The 25,410-nt window shown below is 56.3% G+C and carries 7 protein-coding genes, 5 tRNA genes and 1 pseudogene; 2 read left to right on the forward strand and 11 right to left on the reverse strand.

Features of this window, described 5'->3' with window-relative positions; genetic code table 11:
• Positions 1–82: 82 nt before the first annotated feature.
• From BZG29_RS19815 to BZG29_RS28220, 6 genes are all read right to left on the reverse strand, one after another.
• On the reverse strand, positions 83–595 hold the full coding sequence (locus tag BZG29_RS19815) for a hypothetical protein (protein ID WP_077406665.1): 513 nt from the start codon (positions 593–595) through the stop codon (positions 83–85).
• Entirely contained in the window at positions 592–1,464 is an 873-nt protein-coding gene (locus tag BZG29_RS19820) for a cupin-like domain-containing protein (protein ID WP_077406668.1), read from the reverse strand. The genes BZG29_RS19815 and BZG29_RS19820 overlap by 4 nt, the downstream gene beginning before the upstream one ends.
• Before the next feature lie 37 nt (positions 1,465–1,501).
• Positions 1,502–3,130: a cyclic peptide export ABC transporter gene (locus tag BZG29_RS19825; RefSeq protein WP_077406671.1), complete on the reverse strand. Its 1,629-nt coding sequence runs from the start codon at positions 3,128–3,130 to the stop codon at positions 1,502–1,504.
• A gap of 493 nt (positions 3,131–3,623) precedes the next feature.
• Positions 3,624–13,457: a non-ribosomal peptide synthetase gene (locus BZG29_RS19830; protein ID WP_077406674.1), complete on the reverse strand. Its 9,834-nt coding sequence runs from the start codon at positions 13,455–13,457 to the stop codon at positions 3,624–3,626.
• Complete coding sequence (locus BZG29_RS19835) at positions 13,454–19,864, reverse strand: non-ribosomal peptide synthetase (protein ID WP_077406677.1); 6,411 nt, start codon at positions 19,862–19,864, stop codon at positions 13,454–13,456. Before BZG29_RS19835 ends, BZG29_RS19830 begins: the two co-directional genes overlap by 4 nt.
• A 22-nt stretch (positions 19,865–19,886) precedes the next feature.
• On the reverse strand, positions 19,887–20,054 hold the full coding sequence (locus tag BZG29_RS28220) for a hypothetical protein (protein WP_171985071.1): 168 nt from the start codon (positions 20,052–20,054) through the stop codon (positions 19,887–19,889).
• A gap of 1,194 nt (positions 20,055–21,248) precedes the next feature.
• Here BZG29_RS28220 and BZG29_RS28585 point away from each other — a divergent pair.
• Together BZG29_RS28585 and BZG29_RS19840 are read left to right on the forward strand one after the other, a co-directional pair.
• A pseudogene (locus tag BZG29_RS28585) lies at positions 21,249–21,454 on the forward strand (IS3 family transposase); the annotation flags it as partial.
• Between the two features lie 281 nt (positions 21,455–21,735).
• Positions 21,736–24,060, forward strand: a complete 2,325-nt coding sequence (locus tag BZG29_RS19840) for a hypothetical protein (protein WP_216350319.1) — start codon at positions 21,736–21,738, stop codon at positions 24,058–24,060.
• A gap of 663 nt (positions 24,061–24,723) precedes the next feature.
• Here the strand turns inward: BZG29_RS19840 and BZG29_RS19845 are convergent.
• The 5 genes from BZG29_RS19845 to BZG29_RS19865 form a co-directional block, all read right to left on the reverse strand.
• A tRNA-Cys gene (locus BZG29_RS19845) sits at positions 24,724–24,797 on the reverse strand.
• A gap of 40 nt (positions 24,798–24,837) precedes the next feature.
• A tRNA-Gly gene (locus BZG29_RS19850) sits at positions 24,838–24,913 on the reverse strand.
• A gap of 83 nt (positions 24,914–24,996) precedes the next feature.
• A tRNA-Gly gene (locus tag BZG29_RS19855) sits at positions 24,997–25,072 on the reverse strand.
• A gap of 56 nt (positions 25,073–25,128) precedes the next feature.
• A tRNA-Gly gene (locus tag BZG29_RS19860) sits at positions 25,129–25,204 on the reverse strand.
• A gap of 71 nt (positions 25,205–25,275) precedes the next feature.
• Positions 25,276–25,351: transfer RNA gene (locus BZG29_RS19865), tRNA-Gly, on the reverse strand.
• Between the last annotated feature and the right edge of the window lie 59 nt (positions 25,352–25,410).

Below are 25,410 nucleotides of genomic sequence, written 5' to 3' on the forward strand. Positions count from 1 at the left end.
ACTTTCTTCAATCTATCTCCATGCCTCTGATCGTCTCAGCTGCCTTTGAGGTAGGCAGCGAGATGTCACTGTCCCCGTTCCCTTACCCATTAATCAGGTACAACAGAAACTGAGGCAAAGAAGGATCAGCATGGGATCGCACAGCTCTGAAAGGCAGGCGCGCAAAAGCGCTCTTCCAGAATTCGGCCGCCTCAAAATCATCACGATAGACGGCAACTAGCCAGGGTTTGTCTTGCCCGATCAGTAATTGCCTGGCCACGTCGAGCGCCAATCCACGGCGTCGATGCTTCTTCACAATAAAGAGGTCCGCGAATTCTTCAACGATCGTTCCGTCAGCCAGCTCCACCGGTTCCGTGACCACAAAACCCGCCAGTGCCCCGTTTACCTTGATCCAGTAGGCAGCTTTATCTGCATCGAGCACATATGCGCTAATGTTATCCGGACAAATTCCAAAACGGCCGTCTTCCTCCAACTCCTCACCGTCGCGCACCGAGCTGTCATAGACATACAACTGGAAGACACTAAACAACGCGTGCTCCTCGCCACTTTGCAGACGCTGAAGAGTTGCCAGGTGCGGTGCAGATTCCACGTTCATTTTCCCTCCCGCATGGTCAGTTGGCGGAGGAACAAGGCAATTTCCTTGCGGCCCTCTGCGCTCCAGACACTTTGTAGACCTTGTCGCAAGATATCGAAAATACCGCTCCACCAATAGTTGATTGAGATAGCAGTATCGAGCGAGTGCACGGCGTGCCACCATCCGCGCGGGATATAGATCATGTCACCGGGTTCAAGCGTAATGGCATAGGCCTGCAAACCAACCATCAAGGGGAAGCGCGCATGGTCCGGATATCGCAGGTCGATCATGCTGCAATGGGCCAGCTCCTGCCCCACGTTTGGATACAGTCGCGGGCTGTCGCGCTTGTCGAACAGAGTCAAATGCTTTCTTCCGGATACTTGCACCAGGAAATTATCGAGTTCGTCGAAATGCAATGGACTGAAACATCCAGCGCTACCTAGCCACAAGTTCACTTCGTTTATGAACTTGCTCGGATCCAGACAATCCGGTCGCTCAACCTGCTCCTGCAGCGCAGGGAATTTGTCGGCGATGGAATGCTGCTGAATGTACGCAAAATGCTCGCCATGAGTGCTTGCGGCCAGAATGGCGTCAACGGCCTCCGAAAATGGAACCTTTTCGCGCTCATGCACAAGTCCAGTTGTGGCATTAGCGTTATAGTCAAAGACGCCGGCTTTACAGGTGGCTACGATTACATCGGTATCGGAAAGCAATGCGCTCAGCGAGGACGGCGTCCACATTTTCGTAGCTTTCCAAGCAGATGCAGCGCCGCGAATATGCAATGGCTTGTCGCGAAAACGACAATGAAGCCAAAAATGAAAAGCCGTCATCCGATCAACGCTGTGTACGGGTACCGTATTGGGTAAATCGACAAGTTGTTTAATTGGCATAATATTTTCGATTAGTTAAAACAAGAAAATGAAAAGCTCAGTCCACTTCAATGGCTACCCGTTGCGGCAAGCCCGACAACACACCACTATCGAATTTGCAAACCCGGTCAGCATGATGAAAATAACGCTCGTCATGGCTAATGACGATCAGCGTCTTACCCTGCGCTCGCATCGCGGGTAACAATACTTCATAGAAATGAGCGCGATAGCCTGGGTCTTGATCTGCGGCCCACTCGTCAAGCACGCAAACCGAGGCATCGTCAAGCCAACACTGCAGCAGCGCAAGCCGCTTGCGCTGCCCTTGGGATAAGGCAGTGCTAGACCACCGCCCGCCTTCGGCCTTTACCTTGCCAGCCAAGCTGAGCTCCGCAATTTTCTTGTTAGCGAGCTCATCAGCGACAGGCACCCCCTTGTTGTCCAGCACCGATCCGAATAGGTAGTAATCGGAATAAATAGTAGAAAATAGGGACCTGTAGCTAGGCGGGGTATTTGATTCGATCAGTTTTCCATCGACACGGATATCGCCCGAGGTGCGTTGATACAAGCCGTTGATGACCTTGGCAAAAGTAGACTTCCCACTACCATTTCCTCCGACAAGGAATAGCACTTCACCTCGATGCACCGTGAGCGAGATCGGTCCCATTTCAAAGGAGGTATCTTCGCCATGGCTGGACGTGTAGCACACACTTTCGAACTTGATTTCACGCCAGTCAGCGTGCAATGCAGGCGCTTGCGCAGGAACAGCCGCATCTGGCAAGGTCAATTGAAGGCGCGATACAACGCGAGCCGATACCATCGCCTTTGACATAGTCGAAATAATATTGACGACAAAGTCGACCGACCCCGATACAAACGTGATAGTTACAAAGAAGCTCACTGCAAGGCCCTGCACCGCGGGTTGAGAAAACTCAATTGCAGCAAGGGCAATGCCGAGCGCAAGAAACAACAGCACACTTGTCCAACTCTGGCCCAGATGCCAATAGAGGTCCCATTTGATCTGCGAACGCTTGAGCAAGCCTACCGAAGGCAACAATTCTTCCTGCATAAAATGCCGCCGCCTTGCCATATTTGTAGCCAGCTCCTTCGCACCATCGAACATGGCATGAAGATGCACGTAATAGTCATCTTTCAGCACGCGATAATTTTCATATTGCCTATTTCCACGCTGCAAGATAAACATCGTCAGCGCCCCCCCCAATACCACGGTTACAAGAAAACAAGCGAATGCGTAAGGAGAAAGCCATGCCAAGTATGAAAAGCAAGCGATGATGGTGACTGAATGCATCATGAATTGCGGCGCATCGCTAAAGCCATTGGCAAGGTTGTCGATATCGTCGGTGAGCACTCCCAACAAAGCCCCCTTACCCTTTGTTTCAATATCGCGATACTCTGTGGCTAAAATACCTTTTAGTAAATGAGTACGGATATCGGCAATCGCACTGGTGGAAACGCGCACCAGGAGGGCGCTGGCAAGCAACGAGACAATAAACAAGCCGCCTACGCCGAGCAGGTAACGAGACAGCCAGGCACTATTGCTAGCCGAAGTCGAGCTCACCTGTCCATTCAGATAGTCGAGCAGCAACACATTGGTTGCTGCGGATGTAGCGCACAACAAGCCACAGAACACCAAAGTCCATCGGTTTTTCAAGAAAATTGCTTTTATCATAAAACTTTCTACTCGTGATAGTGAAGGGAAACAGCAGTTAAGTTGTTATATCGGCCACCAGCCCCCCTGCACGTACGCCATTTGGCCGGTGCCGACAGGCGAGCTGTCGACCAGTACCTCCGTATAGGCAACGCCCGTACAAGCGTTGCGGGCCATACGACGGCGCGGTGGGCCCCGCAGGACGCGGCAGGGAGCGCTCGCCGGGGACAATATCCTCGGATTGCGCCGCGCTTAATAAATGAATCTGCGCTTCCTTTTGCGTGTCGACAGCAATCCCCATCACCGGTGTCATTGCGCCAGGCCTGGCCGCCAATCGCCGCTCTTCCGCATACCGACGTCCGCAGAGCCGCTTTAATTCAACAACAATACTTAGTGCACACTTCATTCTGTCTATTCTCTTAATTGGTAGCCGGATGTACATCGACGAGATCCATGCCAGGCCTACTGATATGGATCAAACAGTAATCTCACCTGAAATCACCCTCTGCAGGGCTTACCACTCGGTGACTGTCATCTCGTCGCCAACAGCATCGGACAACTCGGCATCTGGCGTGTATGTAAGAGCTCGTTTCAAGTCAATCCATGCACCCATTTCCCAGACCGTGGCATGCATAAATAAATCCTTGATCGCAAGATTGACATCCAGTTGTTCCCGACAACGCGTAACAAAACGCACGCCCAACAATGAATGTCCGCCTAGCTCAAAGAAATTGGCATAGCGTCCAGGCGGCGCGGCCAGTTGCAGCAGCTCCTGCCATAGAGAGGCCACCAACTGCTCGCTTTCGGTATCCGCTGCCTCGTCGCCGGAAGCCAAGTCGAATACGGGATTCGGCAACGACTTCCGGTCCACTTTCCCGCTGGGTAACAGCGGCAACTGCGTACAAAACATGAGGCAAGCTGGCACCATGTACTCGGGCAACAGCGACTTGAGAGCTTGACGCAAATGTCCTTGACTTCCCTCCAGAATGCCGGGCCATTCGATATGCGCAACTAACAAGCTGTCCCCAGGACTGCGCTCAAACAGCACCACAACAGCGTTTCGAATCCCCTCTATCGATTGCAACGCCGCTTCGATCTCCTGCAACTCAACTCGAAAGCCCCGTATCTTGATTTGCTGGTCGGCGCGCCCCAGGAAATCCATCGTGCCATCACTATTAAAACGAGCGAAATCTCCCGTTCGGTACACCACCCCGTCGACACCGCTCACATGAATGAAACGTTCTGCGGTCAACTCTTCGCGGTCAAGATAACCACTGGCCAGTCCAGGTCCGCCGATGTACAGCTCGCCAGGCACATTGAGTGGCTGAACGGCAGCATAGCGATCAAGCACCAGCATCTGGGTATTTGGCAACGGACGACCGATCGGCACGACCTTGTCTGATGCCAGCTGTAGCGCCGTCACATCCTGCAGACTGACATCAATGATCGATTCCGTTTGACCATAAGCATTGAAAATTCTTGCTTGGGGAGCAAGTACCGTTTGAAGGGCGCTCAAGTCGGCTCCATACCAGCTCTCCGACCCCACCAAAATGTGTTGCAGATAGTCCAGCCGCAGGCCTCTGGCAGAGGTATAGGTGACCAGTTCGCGCAGAACTGCCGGGACAAAATCGCCAAAGGAAGCGCGCGTGCGTTGGAACAGGTCGAATAAGCCGGCGGGGTCAAGCAATAGTGCATTGGGACAGATCACCAACTCACCGCCAGTGCCCAGCGCTTTGAGCATGTCGCCAAAACAGATATCGACCGACAGACCGGCCATCTGCATTACGCGCGGCGGCTTCTCGAGCAGGCCAAGCCGGCGCTGCCATCCCAGCAGGCGATGCTGCATCGCGTAATGCCCAACTACCACGCCCTTAGGTTTGCCTGTCGTTCCTGATGTATAGACGACATAAGCGTCGCCAGCTCGCTCCGCGCCTTCCCATGCATTTGCAAGTAGCAAGGAATCCGCTGTCTCGACGCTGGCCTCCGCAAAATCCAGGCAAGGCACGATGCCTACCCAATCACCGGGCAAGCCGTCAACCAGGACGCAGCTTGGACGCGAATCATCGAGATAGAAAGCCAGGCGTTCTGGCGGTTGACCGACGTCGAGCGGCACGTAAGAGGCACCGGCTTTGAGGATGCCCAGTATCGCCACTGGCACGCGCCACGAGCGTTCGAGATGCAGCCCAACACGGTCGCCGTGGCCGACACCGTTGCGACGCAGAGCCGAGGCGATAAGCCTTGCCTGCCTGTCCACATCTTCATAGCTAAGTGAAATTTCACCATCGAGCACTGCAATCGCTTGTGGCTGGCTTCGTACAAAGTCTTCAAAACTATGGTGCAAACCACGCATGGGAACGAACGCCTCTTCGCCACTTCCTGCCTGTAAAAGCACCGCCCGCTCAGCGGAGGGAATGATATCTAACGACAGTAACGTCGTTTGCGGCCTGAGATCGAGCGCATTGACCAGAGACAACAGGCATGTATCAAACAGGCACACTACCTGCAGGGGGTCAAACGGCTGAACGATCTGCACGGTCAGCGACATGGTGTCACCGTGATCATCTACATCCGTATTCAGTGGGTAGTTGCTGAATTCGGCAGAGGACAGGGCGGTGACGCCCTCCAGCCCGGTCGCATTGGTTTCACTGCTGTCCGGCGCAGAATATCGATAGTTAAACAGCGAGGAAAACAGCGCCGATTGAGCCGACATACCGCTGCAACGCTGTGCATTGCTTAATGACACCATTTCGCGCTCGATCAATTGCGCGAGTAGCGCGTGGCTAGCCAATACGCCATCGCGCACAGACAGTTCAGCGAGTTCAAGCCGGAATGGCAGAGTATTAACCATTAACCCCACGGCACGTGCGCCATCGGCACGCGACCGGCCAAACAGGACCGTACCGAAAACCACGTCGCTACGGTCAGCCAGCGTCGCCAAGACCCTGGACCAGGCCAGATGCATCAGGCTTGCTGCACTGACTCCTAGCGCCTGAGCCTGGGCCTTCAGCCGCGTCACGCGTCCACTATCCAGCTTGACACTGGCAGAGCGCAAGGTATTGCCCGTCGTTTGAATATCACTGAGTCCATATGGCAGAGTGGCTTCGGTCAACGTACCTAGCAGACTTGAAAAGAAATGCATGTGCTCAGGGCGTTGAGCAGCCTCCAAAGTGGCGCTGATCAAGGCACCATATGATGGCGGCGCGGGCAACGCGCTCGCCTGTCCATGCAGAATAGCGCGGACCTCATCGAGTACGATTTCCAGTGTCGTGTGATCGAGTACCAAGTGATGGCACAACAAGACCAGCAACCACCGTCCGCCGACGGGGTCAAAGCTGGCGGCCGCGTGCATAAGCGGGGCTTGGTTGAGGTTCAGGCGCATATGGCCTGGATCGTAGCGTTGCCGTAGTGCGGCTTCCACATCCGGAACATTGCCGGCATGCCACTCCTCCACGCACAGCTTAACTTCGCGCAACACAACTTGGACAGGCTCGTTTATCCCCTCCCACAAGACTGCCGTACGCAAGGCATCGTGCCTGGCGATCACCAGGCGCAAGGCGTCGAGATAACCGTCGAGGCGAGCGCGATTATCGAAAGCCAGCAAGGTTTGCAGCAAGTATGCGTCACCTTGCTCTGCAGCGATTGAATGATAAAGTATGCCCTCCTGCAAGGCCGTCAAAGGAAATACATCCTTGATATTGGCGCTGCCGCCTGAAACCTGCGCCTCTATGCGTGCCATGTCAGGCTGGCTCAACACCGTCAAGATGCTGGCCGTCGGCGCGGTCGGCGCCATTGCGTCCTGCGAGACGCAGCTGGCGGCTATTCCTGCCGGCGTCGGGGTTTTATACAACTGAGCAATACTGCACTCCAAGCCTGCCTGATGTAGGTGAGCGACCAATTCAATAGCTAGCAGCGAATGCCCGCCCAGCTGGAAGAAGTTATCATCACGACTAATCTTGGACACGCCTAACAATGAAGACCAGATGGCGACGATGTGTTCTTCCGTCTGCGAAATCGGAGCACTGTAACTGCGGTCGCCAAACGCATCATCTTCGGGCGCTGGCAGAGCACTCCGGTCCAACTTTCCATTAACCGTCAGCGGGAGCGCCGCCAGCCTCACCAATGCCGCAGGCAGCGAAGCAGCAGCCAGGTTCTGCTCCAGGTGCATCCGCAAGACGTCAAGCGGCGCCGGTGCTACCCCTGGTCGGTCGCAGAAATATGCCAGCAATTGAGTTTGACCTGACGTCGAACGATGTATCACCGCAATCGCATCGAGCACCTGCGGGTGTATACGCAGACACTCTGCGATTTCGCCCAATTCGATGCGTATGCCTCGGATTTTTACCTGCTGATCGTTGCGTCCGATGTAATCAAGATTGCCATCGACACGCTGGCAGACAAGATCGCCCGTGCGGTACATACGGGCCTGCGGCAGGTCGGAAAACGGATCAGCGAGGAATCGTTCCGCGGTCAGTTCAGGCTGGCCAAGATACCCGCGCGCCACCCCCGCGCCACCGATATACAGTTCGCCAACCACACCGAGTGGCACCGGTTGCAGCAATGCGTCCAGCACATACAACTTGACGTTTGCCATCGGCGTGCCGATAGGCGCTACGCCCTCAATGCCAGGTTCGCATTCGTATATGCTTGCGCATACAGTCGCCTCGGTAGGACCATAAGCATTGATCAGCCGCCGTCCTTTCGCCCAGCGCTGCGCCAATCCAGAAGGTGCAGCTTCTCCCGCAATGACAAGTGTCCGTATACAGGCCAGTGGCGCGGGATCATCTAGCGCACTCAGCACCGCAGGGGGAATAGTCGCGAGCGTAATCTGACGTTCATGCACCACATCGACTAAGGACGGACCGGCCAGCACAACGTCCGCCGCTACGAGGTGCAGCGATGCACCACTGCAGAGAGTGACGAAGACTTCTGAAACGCAGGCATCGAAGCTAGGCGAAGCATACTGAAGCACGCGACTATGTCCATCCACGCCGAACGCTAACGCTTGCGCTGCAATCAAATTGCACACGCTACCGTGTTCCACCATCACGCCCTTGGGCCGGCCTGTTGATCCTGATGTGAAAATAACATACGCCAATGACCGGGGCCCAACACCAGCGACAGCCGGTGCGGATGCTATCGCCATCGCCCCGTTCAGAGGTATATCGATAGCAAGGACCTGAAACGCCGACTGATCCAAACGCGACGCCAATGATGAAGTGGAAAACAGGACGGTCGGCGAGACATCGTCAAGCATGTTGGCAATGCGCTGTGAAGGATAGCGTGGATCGATCGGTACAAATGCCCCTCCCGCTTTCAACACGGCGAGCATCGCGATCACCATATCAATACCCCGTTCCAGGAAAACAGCCACGAGCCGCTCCGGCCCTACACCACGTTCCTGCAAAGCCTGCGCCCAGCAGTTCATCTCCAATTCCAATTGATGGAAGGTGAGTTGTCGCTCGCCATCATCGAGGGCCAGCGAATTAGGGGACAGTCGCGCTTGCAGCGCAAACATTTCATGCACAAGTCCGGCTTGGGGCGTATCCGCCACATGGGAATTGAAGCCATATAGCAATTGCTCACGCTCGCTCGAGGAAAGAATGTCAATGGCCTGCATTGGTTTCTTGCCACCTTCTGTTAAAGCCTGACAGAGTCCAGCGAGCGCTGCCTGCACATAACCGAGGATACGCTCGCAATCAAGCTCGCAATGCACTTGCAACGTTAGCAAGAACCCGTCCCCATGGTCGTCAACCGACAGGCCAAGCGGATAATTGCTGCGTTCTTCGCTATGCAGCATGGCGATGCCGTCCCAAAGCGCAGCAGCGGCGGGATCGCGCTGCCCCTCGATCAAGCGGACATGACGGTAATTCAGCAACGCGGTGAATAGCGGCAGGCCGGTCGGAATGCCACTGCAGCGCTGAGCCAGCGCCAGGGCCGTCTGTTCATGCGACAACAATCGCGCCAAAGAAGCAGCTGTCTCGGTCACAACCTCCTCTGCGCTGTGCCGGTCCAATGCGACACGCAAGGGCAGTGTGTTAATGAACAGTCCCATGGCGTGTTCAATGCCGGCAGATCCGCCTTGGCGTCCAGAAAGAACAGTGCCGAACACTACGTCCTCATGCCCGCTAGTGCGCGCCACCACCAAGGCCCAAGCCACGTGGAAGAGGACGGCTGTCGATACTTGCCAGTGACTGGCCATCTCACGGAGACTGGCAGCCAGGCTGGCCGGCACGACAGCACGTACTTCCTGCAGGTTGTCGCCTTCCCCCAGAATGTCCATCAGGCCATAAGGGGCAGTCGGAGCGAACACGTCAGCCAATTGTGCTTTGAAATGGAGCTCCTGCTGGCTGGTGTCCTGCTTCAGAATCTGCTCCATGAACTGGCGATACGGCCAGCTTGGCATCAATTCGTGTGCGCGCCCAAGCATCACAGCCTCGATTTCATTACTGATTAACTGAAGCGTGTAGTTGTCGCTAATTAAATGATGGTCCAGCATGGCGAGTAGCCACCGACGATTATCGAAATCGTAGGTCACTTGCAGCCTAAGAAGAGGCGCGCGCGTCAGATCCAAACGTATCCGCTGAGGATTGGTGGCTTCCAACAAGGCGGCTAAGGGATCGTCCCCCTGGCTCAATGCGAGTTCTTGGACGGGTACTACAGCGCGCCGCTGCACTACCTGCTGCGCTTGACGCAAGCCCGTCGAGTGGAAGGAAGTACGGAAAATATCGTGTCGCGCCACTACAGTTTGCAATGCGTCAACAAACTGATCGAGCGTGGATCGCATGCTGAAGGCATAGACCGAACGTATCTGATAGGCGTCGCCTTCGGTTTGCAGGCTGTGATGAAATAACATGCCAGCCTGCAACGAAGAGACGGGGTAAATATCTTGGATCGCCTCCGCGCCACCCTCGACAGCGCGTTCTATACTCGCGAGTTCTTCATCGGTCAAGTCAGACAGCGGCACCATTTCCGCCTCAAGGTGGGTGCAGCCTTCCGGAATTCCGCTGACGCACGCGGCTGTCACGTGATCGACCGAATTGCTCACCAATAATGCTAAATCTGCCAATGTGGCGGCGCCATAAACGGCGCGAGCATCCAGGCGAAAACCTTGTTGACGCAGCAACTGTGTCATGCGCACCAGCAGCATGGAGTGCCCGCCCAGCGCAAAAAAATGTTCATCGCGTCCCACCCGCTCCAGACCCAGGATAGTGCACCAGACTTGAGCGATGGTCTCTTCCACTTGCCCGCGTGGAGCCACATAGACACGCGCAGCCGACATTTCCGGCCGGGGTAGCGCAGCCTTGTCGAGTTTCCCATTGCCAGTCAAGGGCCAGTGATCCACCGCCACAAATGCTACCGGCACCATGTAGTCAGGCAGACGTACCGCCAGTTCGGTGCGCAGCGAAGCGCTGTCGCAACCATCAGCCGCACCCTGCACATACGCCACCAAGCGGGTGCCGGCAGGCGAGCTGTCGGCCAGTACCACCGCGTCGGCAACGCCAGTACAGGCGCGCAAGGCCGATTCGATATCACCCAGTTCGATGCGGAAGCCACGGATCTTCACCTGGTGGTCACTGCGGCCCAGATATTCAAGCTCGCCGTCATGCGTGTAGCGCGCCAGGTCGCCGGAACGGTACAGCCGTTCGCCCGCACCCAGTTCCGGATGCGCCACGAAGCGCTCCGCCGTCAGCTCCGGACGGTTCAGATAGCCGCCTGCCACGCCAGCGCCTCCCACGCACAGCTCGCCCACCACGCCGGTCGGTACCGGCTCTCCCCAGGCATCGAGCAGCCACAGCGTCAGGTCCGGAATGGGACGACCGATCAGGCTGCCCAGATTGCGCTGCGCGTCGATCTGGCGGATCCGGCGGTAACTCACGTGCACTGTCGTTTCCGTGATGCCGTACATATTCACCAGCTCCGGCGCCGTGTCGCTGTGTCGCTCGAACCACGGCTGCAGCTTGTCCAGGGCCAATGCCTCGCCGCCAAACACCACCGTGCGCAACGCCAGCGGCGCCGGCGTCAACTGGTCCTGCTCGCTGAAGGCATAGAACGCCGACGGCGTCTGGTTCAGCACCGTCACTCGCTGGTCCCGCACCAGCTGGTAGAAGTCCGGCGTCGATTGCGCCACCGCGCGCGGCACCACCACCAGGCGCCCGCCATGCAGCAGCGCGCCCCAAATTTCCCAGACCGAGAAGTCGAAGGCGTAGGAATGGAACAGGCACCAGCAATCTTGCTCATTGAAGCGATACCATGGCGCCGTACTGGAGAACAGGCGCGCCACATTCGCGTGCGATACCATCACCCCCTTCGGCTGTCCTGTCGAACCCGAGGTATAGATCACGTACGCCTGGTCATCCGCATGTCCCGCAACAGGCGTCCAATCGCCGTCGGGTTCCGGCATGGCGCCGTCATCCAGCAACAACACCGTGCATCCCTTGGCCACCAAGTGGCGCGTGGACGCCTGCGCCAGCACGATGCTGATTGCCGCGTCGCCTAGCATGAAGGCGATGCGCTCGCCCGGATAGATCGGATCGAGCGGAACATAGCTGGCGCCGCACTTGAGAATGGCGAGGATACCCACCACCACCTCGCCCGAGCGCTCCAGGCACAGCCCGACCCGCGTGCCCGGCATGACCCCCGCCGTCTGCAGGCGTTGCGCCAGACCGTTCGCCGCGCGCTCCAACTCGCCGTAAGACCACTGCCGTTCACCATCGATCAGCGCCACCGCCTCCGATTGCGATGCCGCCCGCAGCGCGAACGCCTGATGCAGGCACGTAGCCTCCGCAGGCACCAGCGTCGCCCGGCCGGCATCGAGCAACGCCGCACGGCTGCCTCTGTCGATCAGCGACAATCGGGCCATTGGCGCATCCGGGGCGGCCAATACCGCGTCGAGCAGGCAGACAAAACTGTCGGCCAGGTGCCTGATCGTCGCCGGCGCAAACAGGTCGCTGCAATAAATCCACGACATGGCCAGGCCTGATCCATCGTCCTTTACATCGAGCGTCAGGTCGAACTGCGCCGTGCGCTGCGCCGACTCCATCGGCGTCACGCTCACTCCAGCCAGCGAGCCCGATTCCTGTTCATTATTCTGCAACGACAGCATGACCTGGAACAGCGTCGAATAACTGAGCGAACGCGCCGGATTGAGCGCCTCCACCAATTCATTGAACGGCAGCTGCTGGTGCGCATACGCCTCCAGTCCAGTCTCTCTGCATTGGCGCAGCAGATCCGCAAAACTGCCCTCACCGTCGATCTGCGCCCGCAGCACCAGGGTGTTGACGAAGAAACCGATCAGCGCGGCCACCTCTGGCTGTTCCCGATTGGCTATCGGCGTGCCTATGACGATATCACCGGCGCCGCTGTAGCGCGACAGCAGCGCGCTGAACGCTGCGTGCAAGCCCATGAACAGGGTTGCGCCCTGTACGCGGCACGCCGCCATCAGCCGCGCACTCAGCTCCGCATCCAGACGGCTGCGGTGCAATCCGCCACGAAAACTTTGCTGCGTGGGACGCGGATAGTCCAGCGGCAGGCTGTGCACCGTCGGCAGGCCAGCCAGCTTTTCTTCCCAGTAGCGCAATTGCTGCGCATGGCGAGCCTGCTGCGGCGCCTGCTGCTGCCAGTACGCGTAGTCCGCGTACTGGACCGGCAACGCTGGCAGCACCGGCGTCCGCCCCTGCGCCAGCGCCGCATAAGCCTCGCAGCACTCGCGCACCAAAATCGCACTGGACCACCCGTCCGAGGCGATGTGATGCATCACCAGCACCAGCACATGCCGCTCATCCGACAAGCGCAACACGCGGCCCCGCAGCGGCAGATCACTGTCGAGGGCGAACGGGCGCGCGCATTCCGCCTCGACCGCCTGCTCCAGCGCTTGCGGCGTGATTTCATCGACCGGCAACTCGAACGCCGTTACCTCGCGCACCTCCTGCCGCACCGTGCCGGCATCGCTGGTGTAGACTGTGCGCAGCACCTCGTGCCGCTGCACCACTGTTAGCAGCGCCGCATGCAACAGCTCCAGGTTCAGCGCGCCGCCCAGTTCCAGCACCTGAGGCATGTGGTACTGCGTGCTGGTGCCACCATTAAAATGGTCAATCAGCCACAAACCCTGCTGACTAGATGACAGAGGACAAGATTCACCCTTCGATACGTGCGCCGTGATCAGCTGTTGCGCCGCCCTGGCAGCCCGCTCCACAAAGTGCCGTTCCAGCGCATCGCGCTGCAGACGTAACTCTCCAAGTAGGTCATCACCGATTTCCTGCGGCCTGGCGCCGATGAACAGACGCCCATCCTTGAGGCCAATTGAAATATTTCGCGTTTCAAGCGCTTGCAGTAACTCATGTAATTTCATAACCAGAACCCCTCGCTAGTATCCTGAACATTGGCGCTCAGACGCACGCTCAATGCATTTTCTTCAATTAACGTAGCAATCATTCCGGCCTGCAAATGCAATACGCTTTGTTCAAAAATTTTGTTCAAGCTAAAGTCCATATAGAAGGTGTCGCGAATGGTCGATGTCAAGCGCATGGCCAGCAGGGAATGGCCACCCAATGCGAAGAAATCGCTATGACGGCTGATGGGCCCCACTCCAAGCAGCTCTTGCCAGATAGCGGCCAAGGTACTCTCCACCTCCCCTTCCGGGGCGGCGAAATCTGCATCGGTAACAGCATTCATGTCGGGAGCAGGCAGTGCACGGCGATCGAGTTTCCCATTCGCTGTCAGCGGCCAAACCGTCACCGAAATGTACAGCGACGGCACCATGTAGTCCGGCAGGCGTACCGCCAGTTCGGTGCGCAGCGAAGCGCTGTCGCAACCATCAGCCGCACCCTGCACATACGCCACCAAGCGGGTGCCGGCAGGCGAGCTGTCGGCCAGTACCACCGCGTCGGCAACGCCCGTACAGGCGCGCAAGGCCGATTCGATATCACCCAGCTCGATGCGGAAGCCACGGATCTTCACCTGGTGGTCACTGCGGCCCAGATATTCAAGCTCGCCGTCATGCGTGTAGCGCGCCAGGTCGCCGGAACGGTACAGCCGTTCGCCCGCACCCAGTTCCGGATGCGCCACGAAGCGCTCCGCCGTCAGCTCCGGACGGTTCAGATAGCCGCCTGCCACGCCAGCGCCTCCCACGCACAGCTCGCCCACCACGCCGGTCGGTACCGGCTCTCCCCAGGCATCGAGCAGCCACAGCGTCAGGTCCGGAATGGGACGACCGATCAGGCTGCCCAGATTGCGCTGCGCGTCGATCTGGCGGATCCGGCGGTAACTCACGTGCACCGTCGTTTCCGTGATGCCGTACATATTCACCAGCTCCGGCGCCGTGTCGCTGTGTCGCTCGAACCATGACTGAAGCTTGTCCAGGGCCAATGCCTCGCCGGCAAACACCACCGTGCGCAAGGCCAGTGACATCGGCGTCAACTGATCCTGCTCGCTGAAGGCATAGAACGCCGACGGCGTCTGGTTCAGCACCGTCACTCGCTGGTCCCGCACCAGCTGGTAGAAGTCCGGCGTCGATTGCGCCACCGCGCGCGGCACCACCACCAGGCGCCCGCCATGCAGCAGCGCGCCCCAAATTTCCCAGACCGAGACATCGAAGGCATAGGAATGGAACAGGCACCAGCAATCTTGCTCATTGAAGCGATACCATGGCGCCGTACTGGAGAACAGACGCGCCACATTCGCGTGCGATACCATCACCCCCTTCGGCTGTCCTGTCGAACCCGAGGTATAGATCACGTACGCCTGGTCATCCGCATGTCCCGCAACAGGCGCCCAATCGCCGTCGGGTTCCGGCATGGCGCCGTCATCCAGCAACAACACCGTGCATCCCTTGGCCACCAAGTGGCGCGTGGACGCCTGCGCCAGCACGATGCTGATTGCCGCGTCGCCCAGCATGAAGGCGATGCGCTCGCCCGGATAGATCGGATCGAGCGGAACATAGCTGGCGCCGCACTTGAGAATGGCGAGGATACCCACCACCACCTCGCCCGAGCGCTCCAGGCACAGTCCGACCCGCGTGCCCGGCATGACCCCCGCCGTCTGCAGGCGTTGCGCCAGGCCGTTCGCCGCGCGCTCCAACTCGCCGTAAGACCACTGCCGTTCACCATCGATCAGCGCCACCGCCTCCAATTGCGATGCCGCCCGCAGCGCGAACGCCTGATGCAGGCACGTAGCCTCCGCAGGCACCAGCGTCGCCCGGCCGTCTTGAAGCAGCTTCGTTCGCTCAGCTTGGGGCAATACACCGATTGTCAGCAAAGGCGTAGCCCGCGATCGTTCGATCGCACAAAGGAAGGCTTCCAGCGTGGCTTGCATGGCATCGAGTACCTGCTGGGTATCGACGCCTTGATCACATTGCAGATAAAGAGAAAAGTCTGACGCTAAGTCCTCTACCGTTAGGCTAAGCGGATAGATATTCCATTCGTTCAACTCGACTTGGTCAACAACCTCCCATTGCGTGGAAGGTACGCTTTGCGTATGCACATAATTGAGTGCGGCAGTAAACAGGGGCATCGGTGCGGCGACGCAGCTGCAGCGCTGCGTATCGACCAAATTCGCATGCTCATGGGGTATAAGCTGACGCAGCAGATTTTGCGACTGCTGCAACCCATCCTCGACCGACATGCCATCCAGCCTCAAGCGGAAAGGCAAAGTATTGATCAATGGTCCGAACATGCGCTCTATATCCGGCACATTGCGTAGTCGGCCTGAAAATACCGTGCCGAATACTATATCTGTGCTCCCGGAGGTCTTTGCAATCAGCAGCGCCCACACGAGGTGGAATAAAGCCACTGGTGTAACGCCCTCCAGCCGGCAACGGTTTCGGATCGCTTTAGCCAGCTCTGAATCCAACGCACGGTGGGCGAGTGGCGCCCGACTTTTCTTGTTACGTAGGGCTGCCAAGCGAAACGGCAACGAAGGCTCGTTGAAATCACCAAGCAAACCTTCGAAAAACGTCTGACTGCGAGCGCGCTCTTCTGCCTCTGCGTGGTACAGCGATGAAATGAAATCGCGATAACGCGCAGGCCGAGGCAATTCCACTCCCGCATGTGTAACAAGTTGCTGAACCTCTGCCACAAGTAGGTCCTGGGACGAATGGTCTCCGATGATATGGTGGGCCAATAACAGCAAATATACTGGCTGCTGGGGGCCATCCGATGCCACATGTACCTGCAGCAGTGGTGCGGATTGCAGGTTAATGCAAATCCTGCCTGGCTGCGCCTTTTGGCGGAGTTGCTGCAGCGCATTGCCCTCAGGCGCATGGAAAACGGCCAGTTCTGCTTCTCTCAATACCACCTGTACCGGTGCGTTCAATCCCTCCCACAGAAACAAAGTGCGCAACGCATCTTGCCGACAAATCACTGTACGCAAGGCCTGCAATACCGTTTCAAGCTGGCTGGCTGATGGTAAGCGAACGATAGTGGAAAGCACGTAGTGATCGGCTTCAGGCTCGAGCAAATGTTCGAAAAGAAAACCTTTTTGTTGCGGCGAGAGACCATAGATATCCTGAATGTTGGCACTGCCACCTGGAACGGTGCTGACAATCTGGTCAATTTCTTTTTGGCTAAGGCCCGCTAGAGGCACCATATCACTGTCGAGCGACAGGCAACCGGGAGCAATTACGGGGCCGGACGCCACTTCATTACCTGCGGTACGGGACATCGCCTGCGCCAAATCAGCCAAATTCGCCGAACGGAACACATCTTCGACACGGGTCGTTAGTCCTCGTTCGCGCAAACGGCTGACCAGGCGCATCGCGAGCAAGGAGTTCCCGCCTAGAGAGAAGAAATTATCTCGACGACTGACGGCCTCAACTGCAAGCAGATTGCCCCACTCCTCAGCCAATATCTGCTCGCTTTCATTGCGCGCCGATTCAAATATATCCGACCGAATCGCCTCGGCGCCAGCGGTGCGTAAAGCCTTATGATCGAGCTTGCCATTTGGCGTGAGTGGCAATTCTGGCAACGCCATATAAAGTCTGGGCACCATTTGTTCGGGAAGCAACTCTTTCAATTGTTCTGCCAGTTGAGCTAGAGGGCAATCGAGTTCGTCCAGTACAACATAGGCAATCAACTGCTTGCCAAAGGCGCCATCCTGGACAGTCACATGAGCATCCCGCACATGCGCCAGTTGCCGCAACGAGGCTGCAATTTCACCCGTTTCGATACGAAATCCCAAAATTTTGACTTGCTGATCGATGCGTCCGTGAAAAAGCATATGGCCATCGCCCCGCCAGCTCACCAAGTCGCCACTGCGATAGATCCTGGCGCCGGCTTCCGCATTAAAGGGATCGAAGAGGAAACTCTGTTGATTCAAATCCGCACGCTGCCAGTAACCGCAGGCAACGCCAGCGCCGCCTATCCACAATTCACCTTTGAAACCTGGCGGCAGCAGGCGTCCCTTCCGATCGACGATATAGCAACGAGTATTGTTGAGGGGGAGACCGATGGTCAGCATGCTGGCGGGTTCAGCAGTGATGCGTTCTGCTGAGGCAATGATCGTCGCCTCTGTCGGCCCATAACTATTGAACAGTGCCAACTCACCTGGCATGCGCGCTAACCATCCTCTTGCGGCGTCTGCTCGCATGGCTTCGCCACCCACCACGCACAGACGCAAGAAGCTGCTCGCAATCGAAACTTGCGCATCGGAAAGCTCGTCGCAAAGCAAATGCCAGTATGCGGTCGGCAAGGAAAGCGCAGAGATTTGCTGTGACTCGATCATTGCCCACAACTGCTCCGGCGCTGGCGCGGCAGCACTGTCACGCAGATGCAGACTGCCCCCACACAAAAGTGACAGACAAAGCTCTTCGATGAAAATATCGAAACCAACGCTGGCAAACTGAAGCACACGTAGCGGCGCCTGCACGTTATAGCGCTCACGCACAGCATGCAAATAGCTCACAACATTTTCATGTGTTACTACAACGCCCTTAGGCATGCCCGTCGAACCCGACGTGTAGATCATGTAGGCAGGATCGCTGGGAAGGCAGCTCGCGGCCGGTGGCAATACGTCGTCTTCAAACTCAGCAACTGGCTGGTCGAGCAAAAATATTTTGGTAGCATGCCCGGCCAAATGCACCAAGTTATTCGTCGTTACCACCAGTTGTGGGTTGGCATCGGCGAGCAGGAGTTGCAGCCGAGCCGATGGATAGGCGGTGTCTAGGGGCACATACACCGCGCCGACCTTTAACGTCGCCAAAAAAGTCACCACGAGTGCCACACTTCGCTCCAGTAGCACCGCAACACGATCACCACGCACCACGCCACTCGCCTGGAGACGTGCCGCAAGCGAGCTAGCCTGGATTTCCAACTCTGCATAGCTTAACTTTACCTCGCCGGCTTGCACTGCCAACTCGCCGGGAGCCCGCTCTGCTTCTTGCGCAAAACACGCCCAGAACGTTTTATCCGCGGGCGGGAGACAGGGGGTGGGATGCCACAGTTGCAACTGCTCACGGTGTTTGGACGTCAATAAGTCGAAATGCCCGAGCGCCCGCCCAGGAGCAGCGCTCGCCTGCTGCAACAGGCCGCAGTAAACATCGGCCAAAGCTTCTACTTCAGCTTGGTCAAAGTAGCCGACATGGTAATCAATTTGCAACAGTGGAGCTGATGCATCCCCATAGTCGCATACAGTAAACGTCAGGGGAGTCTGCTCAAACCCGTTCTGCAGAAAATGCGTTGATGCTTGCAGCCCCAAACCGGCAAAGTCGAAATCAAGCTTCTGATAGTTGAAAATAATGTCAAAAATTGCAACGCGTTGCTCACCATGCGATACATCCCGCTCGGCAAACAAGCGGGAAAGAGGCACATTGGTATGTCGGTATATGCCGCGCAGCCGGCGCGCGATGTCGACACATAAATCATCAAACGTCTGATCGAGCTGTCCCGAAATTTTTGTGGGATAAACCTGCATCGCGAGCGATATCTGCTTTCGCTCTGCCGCCGTGCGTCTATTGTGGATGGGTACACCAACCGTCATCTCGTCATGGCCGTAGAGGCCGCCTATGGCGGCAAAGAGCGCTCCAAGGAAGAATGGCAGCCCTCCGCCGAAAGAGCCGGACTCCTTGCCCTTTTCGAACCACGAAGCCGAAAGCGGGCGCTCGATACGGTGCGAGGTTCGTCCAACATCGCTACCGCTTCCCTCCGATACCCCAGGAAAGAACAGCAAAGGTGGAAGTTCCGCCAGTTCAGCGCGCCAAAACGCCTCGGCACCATTGCGCGGCTGCGTCAATATCGGCGCCTCAATTGGAGCGGAACCTGGCCCCGTCTCTGTTCCAGAGGCGCGGTCCGAGTAAAGCGAAAAAATTTTCTGTTGTAAGTTGGTGTATCCCCAGCCATCGATCACGAGATGATGTGCCACCGTAAAATACCAGTATCGTTGAGGCGACAAGCGGATCAGACCGACTCTCAACAGCGGACCAGTATCAAGTTTGAATACTTGAGCGAAGTGCGTGTCAAGCAGGCTGCGTGCTTGCTGTTCAGAATCGGGGGCGAGAGAGACATCGAACAGCGTCAGTTCTACTGTATCAGCTACCTGACGCAACCATGCGCCATCCTCATTGAAATGGAGGCGTACGTGCAGACCCGCACTGCCATTGATGCACTCTTGAGCACATTGCGTCAAAAGAGGAACATCCAACGCTTGGCAGAACTCGACATACCCCCCAATGTTGTACATTGGGACCTCAGGCTGACGGAGTTGGTGAAAGATAATATCCTGCTGAGCGGAGGACATGGGAAAAAGGGGAAGTATCGAGCTGCTCATGAAGCCTTCACTATGAATTTATTTACCAGTCCGCAATGCGGACACCAAACAAAAACCCGTGCATATCCGGCAGCAAAAATAGAGCAATCGCTCCCACAGCCGCTCGATTGTTGTGCACAGTCGAAAATAAAGCATCGCCAAGCAAAGCATTGACTTTCCTGACAATTTCCACTTCATGCGTGGATGCCATACCGACTTCCTTTTCAGATCGCGCCGCGAGAGAACCGCTACGTCAATCCGGCAACAAACACATTGCCAACGAGAACACCTACCGTTCGTTACCTATACTTGACACATCACACTACTAACATATTCGACGAACACTGCTAATTAAACCAGTGTTGGGCTTGAAATTTGAAACCGACAGTTATAACTATGAGAGGGCGGGCTGAGAAGACAATTACTTGCCAACAAATCGCCCCTCACGCAAGCATCAAACGGAAGAAATAAACGCTACGCTTTTTTCCACAGAAAAACACAGACAAGCAATTAAGCCACCACGTTTCAACAGAGTAATTTTAATTACCAACTGTGCAGAATATAAAAATACAAAATGTCGGAATTTTTGCTATTTCCATGAGCACACAAATTTCAATCCATAGAAACTCCTGCGGCCACTCCTTAAGTTTGCAATATACTATTTTAACAAAACAACATTGTAAAGATTATTTTCCATCTTTCAACATGTGAAATATCAATGATTGTCACCACCATCTATTTCCTTGCACTTTACATCGCCATTAAATCTATCCAATAGTCACGTTTCTAATAATAATTATTAAGAACGACTTAAATGATTCATTTCATACTTGCCGTTCTCAAGAGCCAAGTCCAACATCTTTGCCGCAAGGTACTGCCACGTCGAGAATCCACAAACATTTCACCACCCGTCGCGATGACCATGGAACGACCTGCCCTCCATTCGATCCTTTGCCAAACTCCTTTTCCGTTCGGCCAACAACGTCTTGATGCCGGCCTCCATCAGCTCAATTTGTTTTGGTCACTCCTGCCAATAGCGCGCGCACTGCAGCCCCCATGTCGCAGCAAGCTGAGAAACCGTGTCCCATGCAACCATCTGCAACGCGATCCATCCTCCCCCGCACGGCGAATTCAAGCGCGAACTGATCGCCATCCACTGCACCACCCCGCACAGCCCATGGCAGCGCGGGTCTAACCAGAATGTCCGGGCACAGTGGCGGAACTGGTCCGAATACAGATGGCACTCAAAAAATCTTCATTGCCCGTCGCCTTGCGGTGGTCGAGAAAAGAGACTTCAGCAAGACCACCGGCTGCGCAAAGCCTGTCTCGCGTCAAATACCATTTAACTGATTGGACGGTCTTACTCTCCACATTCTGCTTAACTTGCGTGGATTGATACGGGTCGGGCAACCGATACGCCAGTGCGCTTTACCAGGAGATGCTGACGCATTATGGTTTCGTGTATAGCATGAGCCGCAAGGAAACTGCTGGAATTAGCCGTGGCCAAGCGCTTCTTCCTGAACTTGAAAGTGGAACGCGTGTGGCAGACGCCGATATGCCAGCCATACTGAAGCAAAGGCCAACATCACCGGTTGCATTGTCGATTTCCATATATAACGACAAAATCTCGCAGTGGGCAACATACCACCTGACGCTGATTCAGGCACCCACGGACTGGCAAACAAAAAATCATGAATATTATTTAGCACATATAACCATGCGGCTCTGACAATTAAATTTGCGCACGGCTATTGTTATTAATTAACGATAAATATGCATAGGAAATACATTTCCCTCAATGTAATTTTCAAAAATCCGAACTTCGGTTACACTCCCGAACAATATTCGTGCTGGCGTCGTCAGCCTGCCTACATGCAGACTTAAGGGTGATAGTGAATTCCTTTTTCAATACGTTCCGCAGTAAAAAGAAACTGATCAACGCATTTATTTTTTCGAGCTTTGCGGCCTTCGCCGAAGCGGGAGCACAATCCAAGGGGGAAAAACAGGAACCAGCGCACCTGAACGCACTTCTAATTAAAACTGCCTCGCCGGTCATCGATGGGCTCTTGCTCGATGAGGCATGGAAAAGTGCGCCTCTGTTCGAAACTTTTCATGAATTTATGCCTGAGAGTGGCCGGCCTGTGCGGCCAGAGTTGCGCACTACCGTGCAGTTGCTTATTACTGACGACGCCTTGGTATTCGGCATACGCGCTTGGGATGATGCGCCAGAGAAGCAGCAAAGTTCGCTGGCGCGGCGTGATAAGGTCAGCACTGATCAGGACTTTATCGGCATCTGGCTCGATCCGACCGGTCATGGCCGTGCAGCCCAGTTTGTCCGCGTAAATATCGCTGGCGTGGTGAGTGACGGCATCTATCGTGCCGACGAGGACGAGACCGACCTTGGTCCCGATTTTCCTATCGACGCGGCAGTCCACCGTCTTCCCGACGGCTACAGCATGGAGATCCGCTGGCCGTTGTCGAATCTGCGCTTCCCATACGCCGATGGCAAAACGTGGCGCGCCATGATCGAGCGCAGCGTGCCTCACGCCGGCGCCCTGCTGCTGACCAGCACCCCGCTTACAATCGATGCCTTAAGCCATATCGCTGTGTTGCAAGAGATCACCGGCATGGAAAACACAGTGCTAGCGGTGCGCGACCGAAGTTTTCTGGAAATAAAACCGGAATTGACCATGCGCTCGAAGCGCGAGGCGAATAACGAGGGACTGCACCGCTCCAGCCAGACCAGCTTAGGACTGGAGATTAACGCCAGGCCCCGCGCCGACTGGGTCTTCAACGGTACCCTGAATCCCGATTACTCACAGGTGGAAATCGATGCGCCAACTTCCAACGGAGCCAGCCGCATCGCACTCAGCCTCCCCGAGAAACGAGGATTTTTTCTGGAAAGCTCCGACGTACTCGGACTGCCTTTGGCCGCATTCTATTCACGCACGGTAGCCGATCCGGAATGGGGTCTGCGAGCGACCTGGCGTGCCGCCCAGGCTGACGCCACCGCGATGAGCCTGCGAGATCAGGAAGGTGGAATCATCCAGCGCGGTGGCGCCTACGAAACCTCCGAATTTGACCAGACGTCCCGTACTCTTGCCAGCCTGGTGCGCGCGCGCTGGCACGGTGACGGCACACTATTGGGCGCCTTTGTCTCACAGCGCGACTATGGTCTCGCTGGATCAAACCATGTGGCCGGCTTCGACGGCCAGTGGCGCAGCGATGGCCAGCAGGCTGCGTGGTTGTTAATGCATTCCAAAACCAACGCCAGTTTGGCCGGACAAGCATCTGCGGCCCCGGCACGCGGACCAACCCGCAGCGGCACATACCTTTCAGCCAAATTCAACCATATCAATGACGCCTGGTGGAACGACTTCCTACTTGAGGCAAGCAGCCCCGGCTTTATTAACGATAACGGCTTCGTACCACAAACCGGTGTCGTCATGAGCAAAATCAACATCAATCGCCGTCTCGGCCAGCATCGACTTGAACTGAAGTCAGCGTCGCTCGATTTATATGAGGTGGAAGCACACCTTGGCCTGCACGAGATTCGCGCACTGTCAGATCCTACGCTAGGCCAACATGGAAACCAAATTATCGAACGTAAAGTACAGCCAGGGATCTCGCTCCGCGCATCGCGCCAGACTGACTTCTGGGCAAATCTCGGCTTCGACCAGCAGCGTGCGCATCGCGAGGGACAGCTTCACAACACGCCGGCTTTGCACTTTGGCATCGCATCGTCTCCGTTGCCATGGCTATCTAAGCTCAATGCCGAGGTGACGCTTGGCCGTCAGCTCGATGTCGACGCCGACCGCGTCGGCCGTGGCGGCAACGCTACTGCCGATTTGGGCTTGCGTTTTTCACTGCCGCGCGGATGGGCGGTAGAACTTGAGCCGCGCTGGAATCGTGCCTGGGTGCAAGGAACGCTCGGCCGGCCCGCCTTCGTCGACAACAGTTGGCGTTGGCTCGGCATGCTGCATTTCACGCCCACCGACTCACTGCGGCTTCTGGCTCAAAACACCGCAGCGGCGCGCAGCGACGACGGAGTTTCGGGTCTGGAGCCTTGGGCGGAACGGCAAGTACACCGCTCGCTGCTGTACCGTCACCTCTGGCGCCACGGAAGGTCGCTGTCGGTTGGCTATTCGCACGATAGGACTCGCGAACCGACTGCCACCAATAAGTCATTGACGCTGAAATTTCAATGGGAAGTTTAATGCCGGACCAAGCAGGACGGTTTCGAACGGCAAGTGCAACACCGGGTTACTTGAGAATATTGAGGGGTGCTGCGGTAACGCGAAAGCATACACGCATGCGCATGTCGAAGGCCACGCTTGAGCAGACGCAGTCGATTTTGCGCCATGATTTCCGGATGCTTGCGCATCATCCAGTTGAAACAAGGCGGCCATACACCATCTCGACGGCGTATCGTCGAAGGCGCCAGATTGCTCAAACGTTTCATGGGCCGGCCCCGGCCTACCGTCCATTCATAGTTCAGGTAGTCGGCACTCAGGCAAGCAGGGCTGGGTGCAGCGTATCGGGCAGTTTCATGCGCAGTCCACAGCTCGCGCGTTGGGGAGGTCTACTCCAGGGCACTGGAAGGAGCGATACCTTGCACCAACAAACCTTCCAGCTGTGCAGCATACGTATCAGCTTACTGGAATGCGTCGAAGGACGCCCACAGCATCGCTGGCAAAGCTTTTTTTACTATGAATTTGAAATACGCCGGACGGCGTTTGCTGGATCGATGCATGAAACCGCCATCTCAGGCGCTACAGAAACATCAATAAGCAGCGAGATGAATGCTTGGCGGCACCTCCCATATGGGAGGCGCGATATGATGAAGAAATAGCGATGTATTCGCCAAGTCTTTGATTATCTGGAGGCGAGGACGGGAATCGAACCCGTCTAAACGGCTTTGCAGGCCGCTGCATAACCTCTTTGCTACCTCGCCTGAGGTACTACTTGACGTGCCTTCCGGCACGCCTTGAAACTGGAGCGGGAGAAGAGTCTCGAACTCTCGACCTCAACCTTGGCAAGGTTGCGCTCTACCAACTGAGCTACTCCCGCATTGGAGCTTGGTTACTGCTTAATCACGCCACCTACCGCGACGGATAAAAAAAGGAAGCCAGCTTAGCTTCCCTTTAGAATTCTGGAGCGGGAGAAGAGTCTCGAACTCTCGACCTCAACCTTGGCAAGGTTGCGCTCTACCAACTGAGCTACTCCCGCATTGGAGCTTCTATTTTCTGCTACTGCCATTCTTGCTGTACTGCTTCAGCTTTCGCTGGAGCGGGAGAAGAGTCTCGAACTCTCGACCTCAACCTTGGCAAGGTTGCGCTCTACCAACTGAGCTACTCCCGCATACGAACCGCTATTTTACTGCTTTTTGCTACTGTTTACCAGTGCTGCTTTACTGCTGATCCAGTGTTCACTGGAGCGGGAGAAGAGTCTCGAACTCTCGACCTCAACCTTGGCAAGGTTGCGCTCTACCAACTGAGCTACTCCCGCAGTGGACAACATTGTATCAGAAGCTCTACTACATCGCCAGTACTACTTTTTACTGCATC

Source organism: Janthinobacterium sp. LM6, from assembly GCF_002002885.1.
In the GTDB taxonomy this organism is placed as follows: Bacteria; Pseudomonadota; Gammaproteobacteria; order Burkholderiales; family Burkholderiaceae_D; genus Janthinobacterium; species Janthinobacterium kumbetense.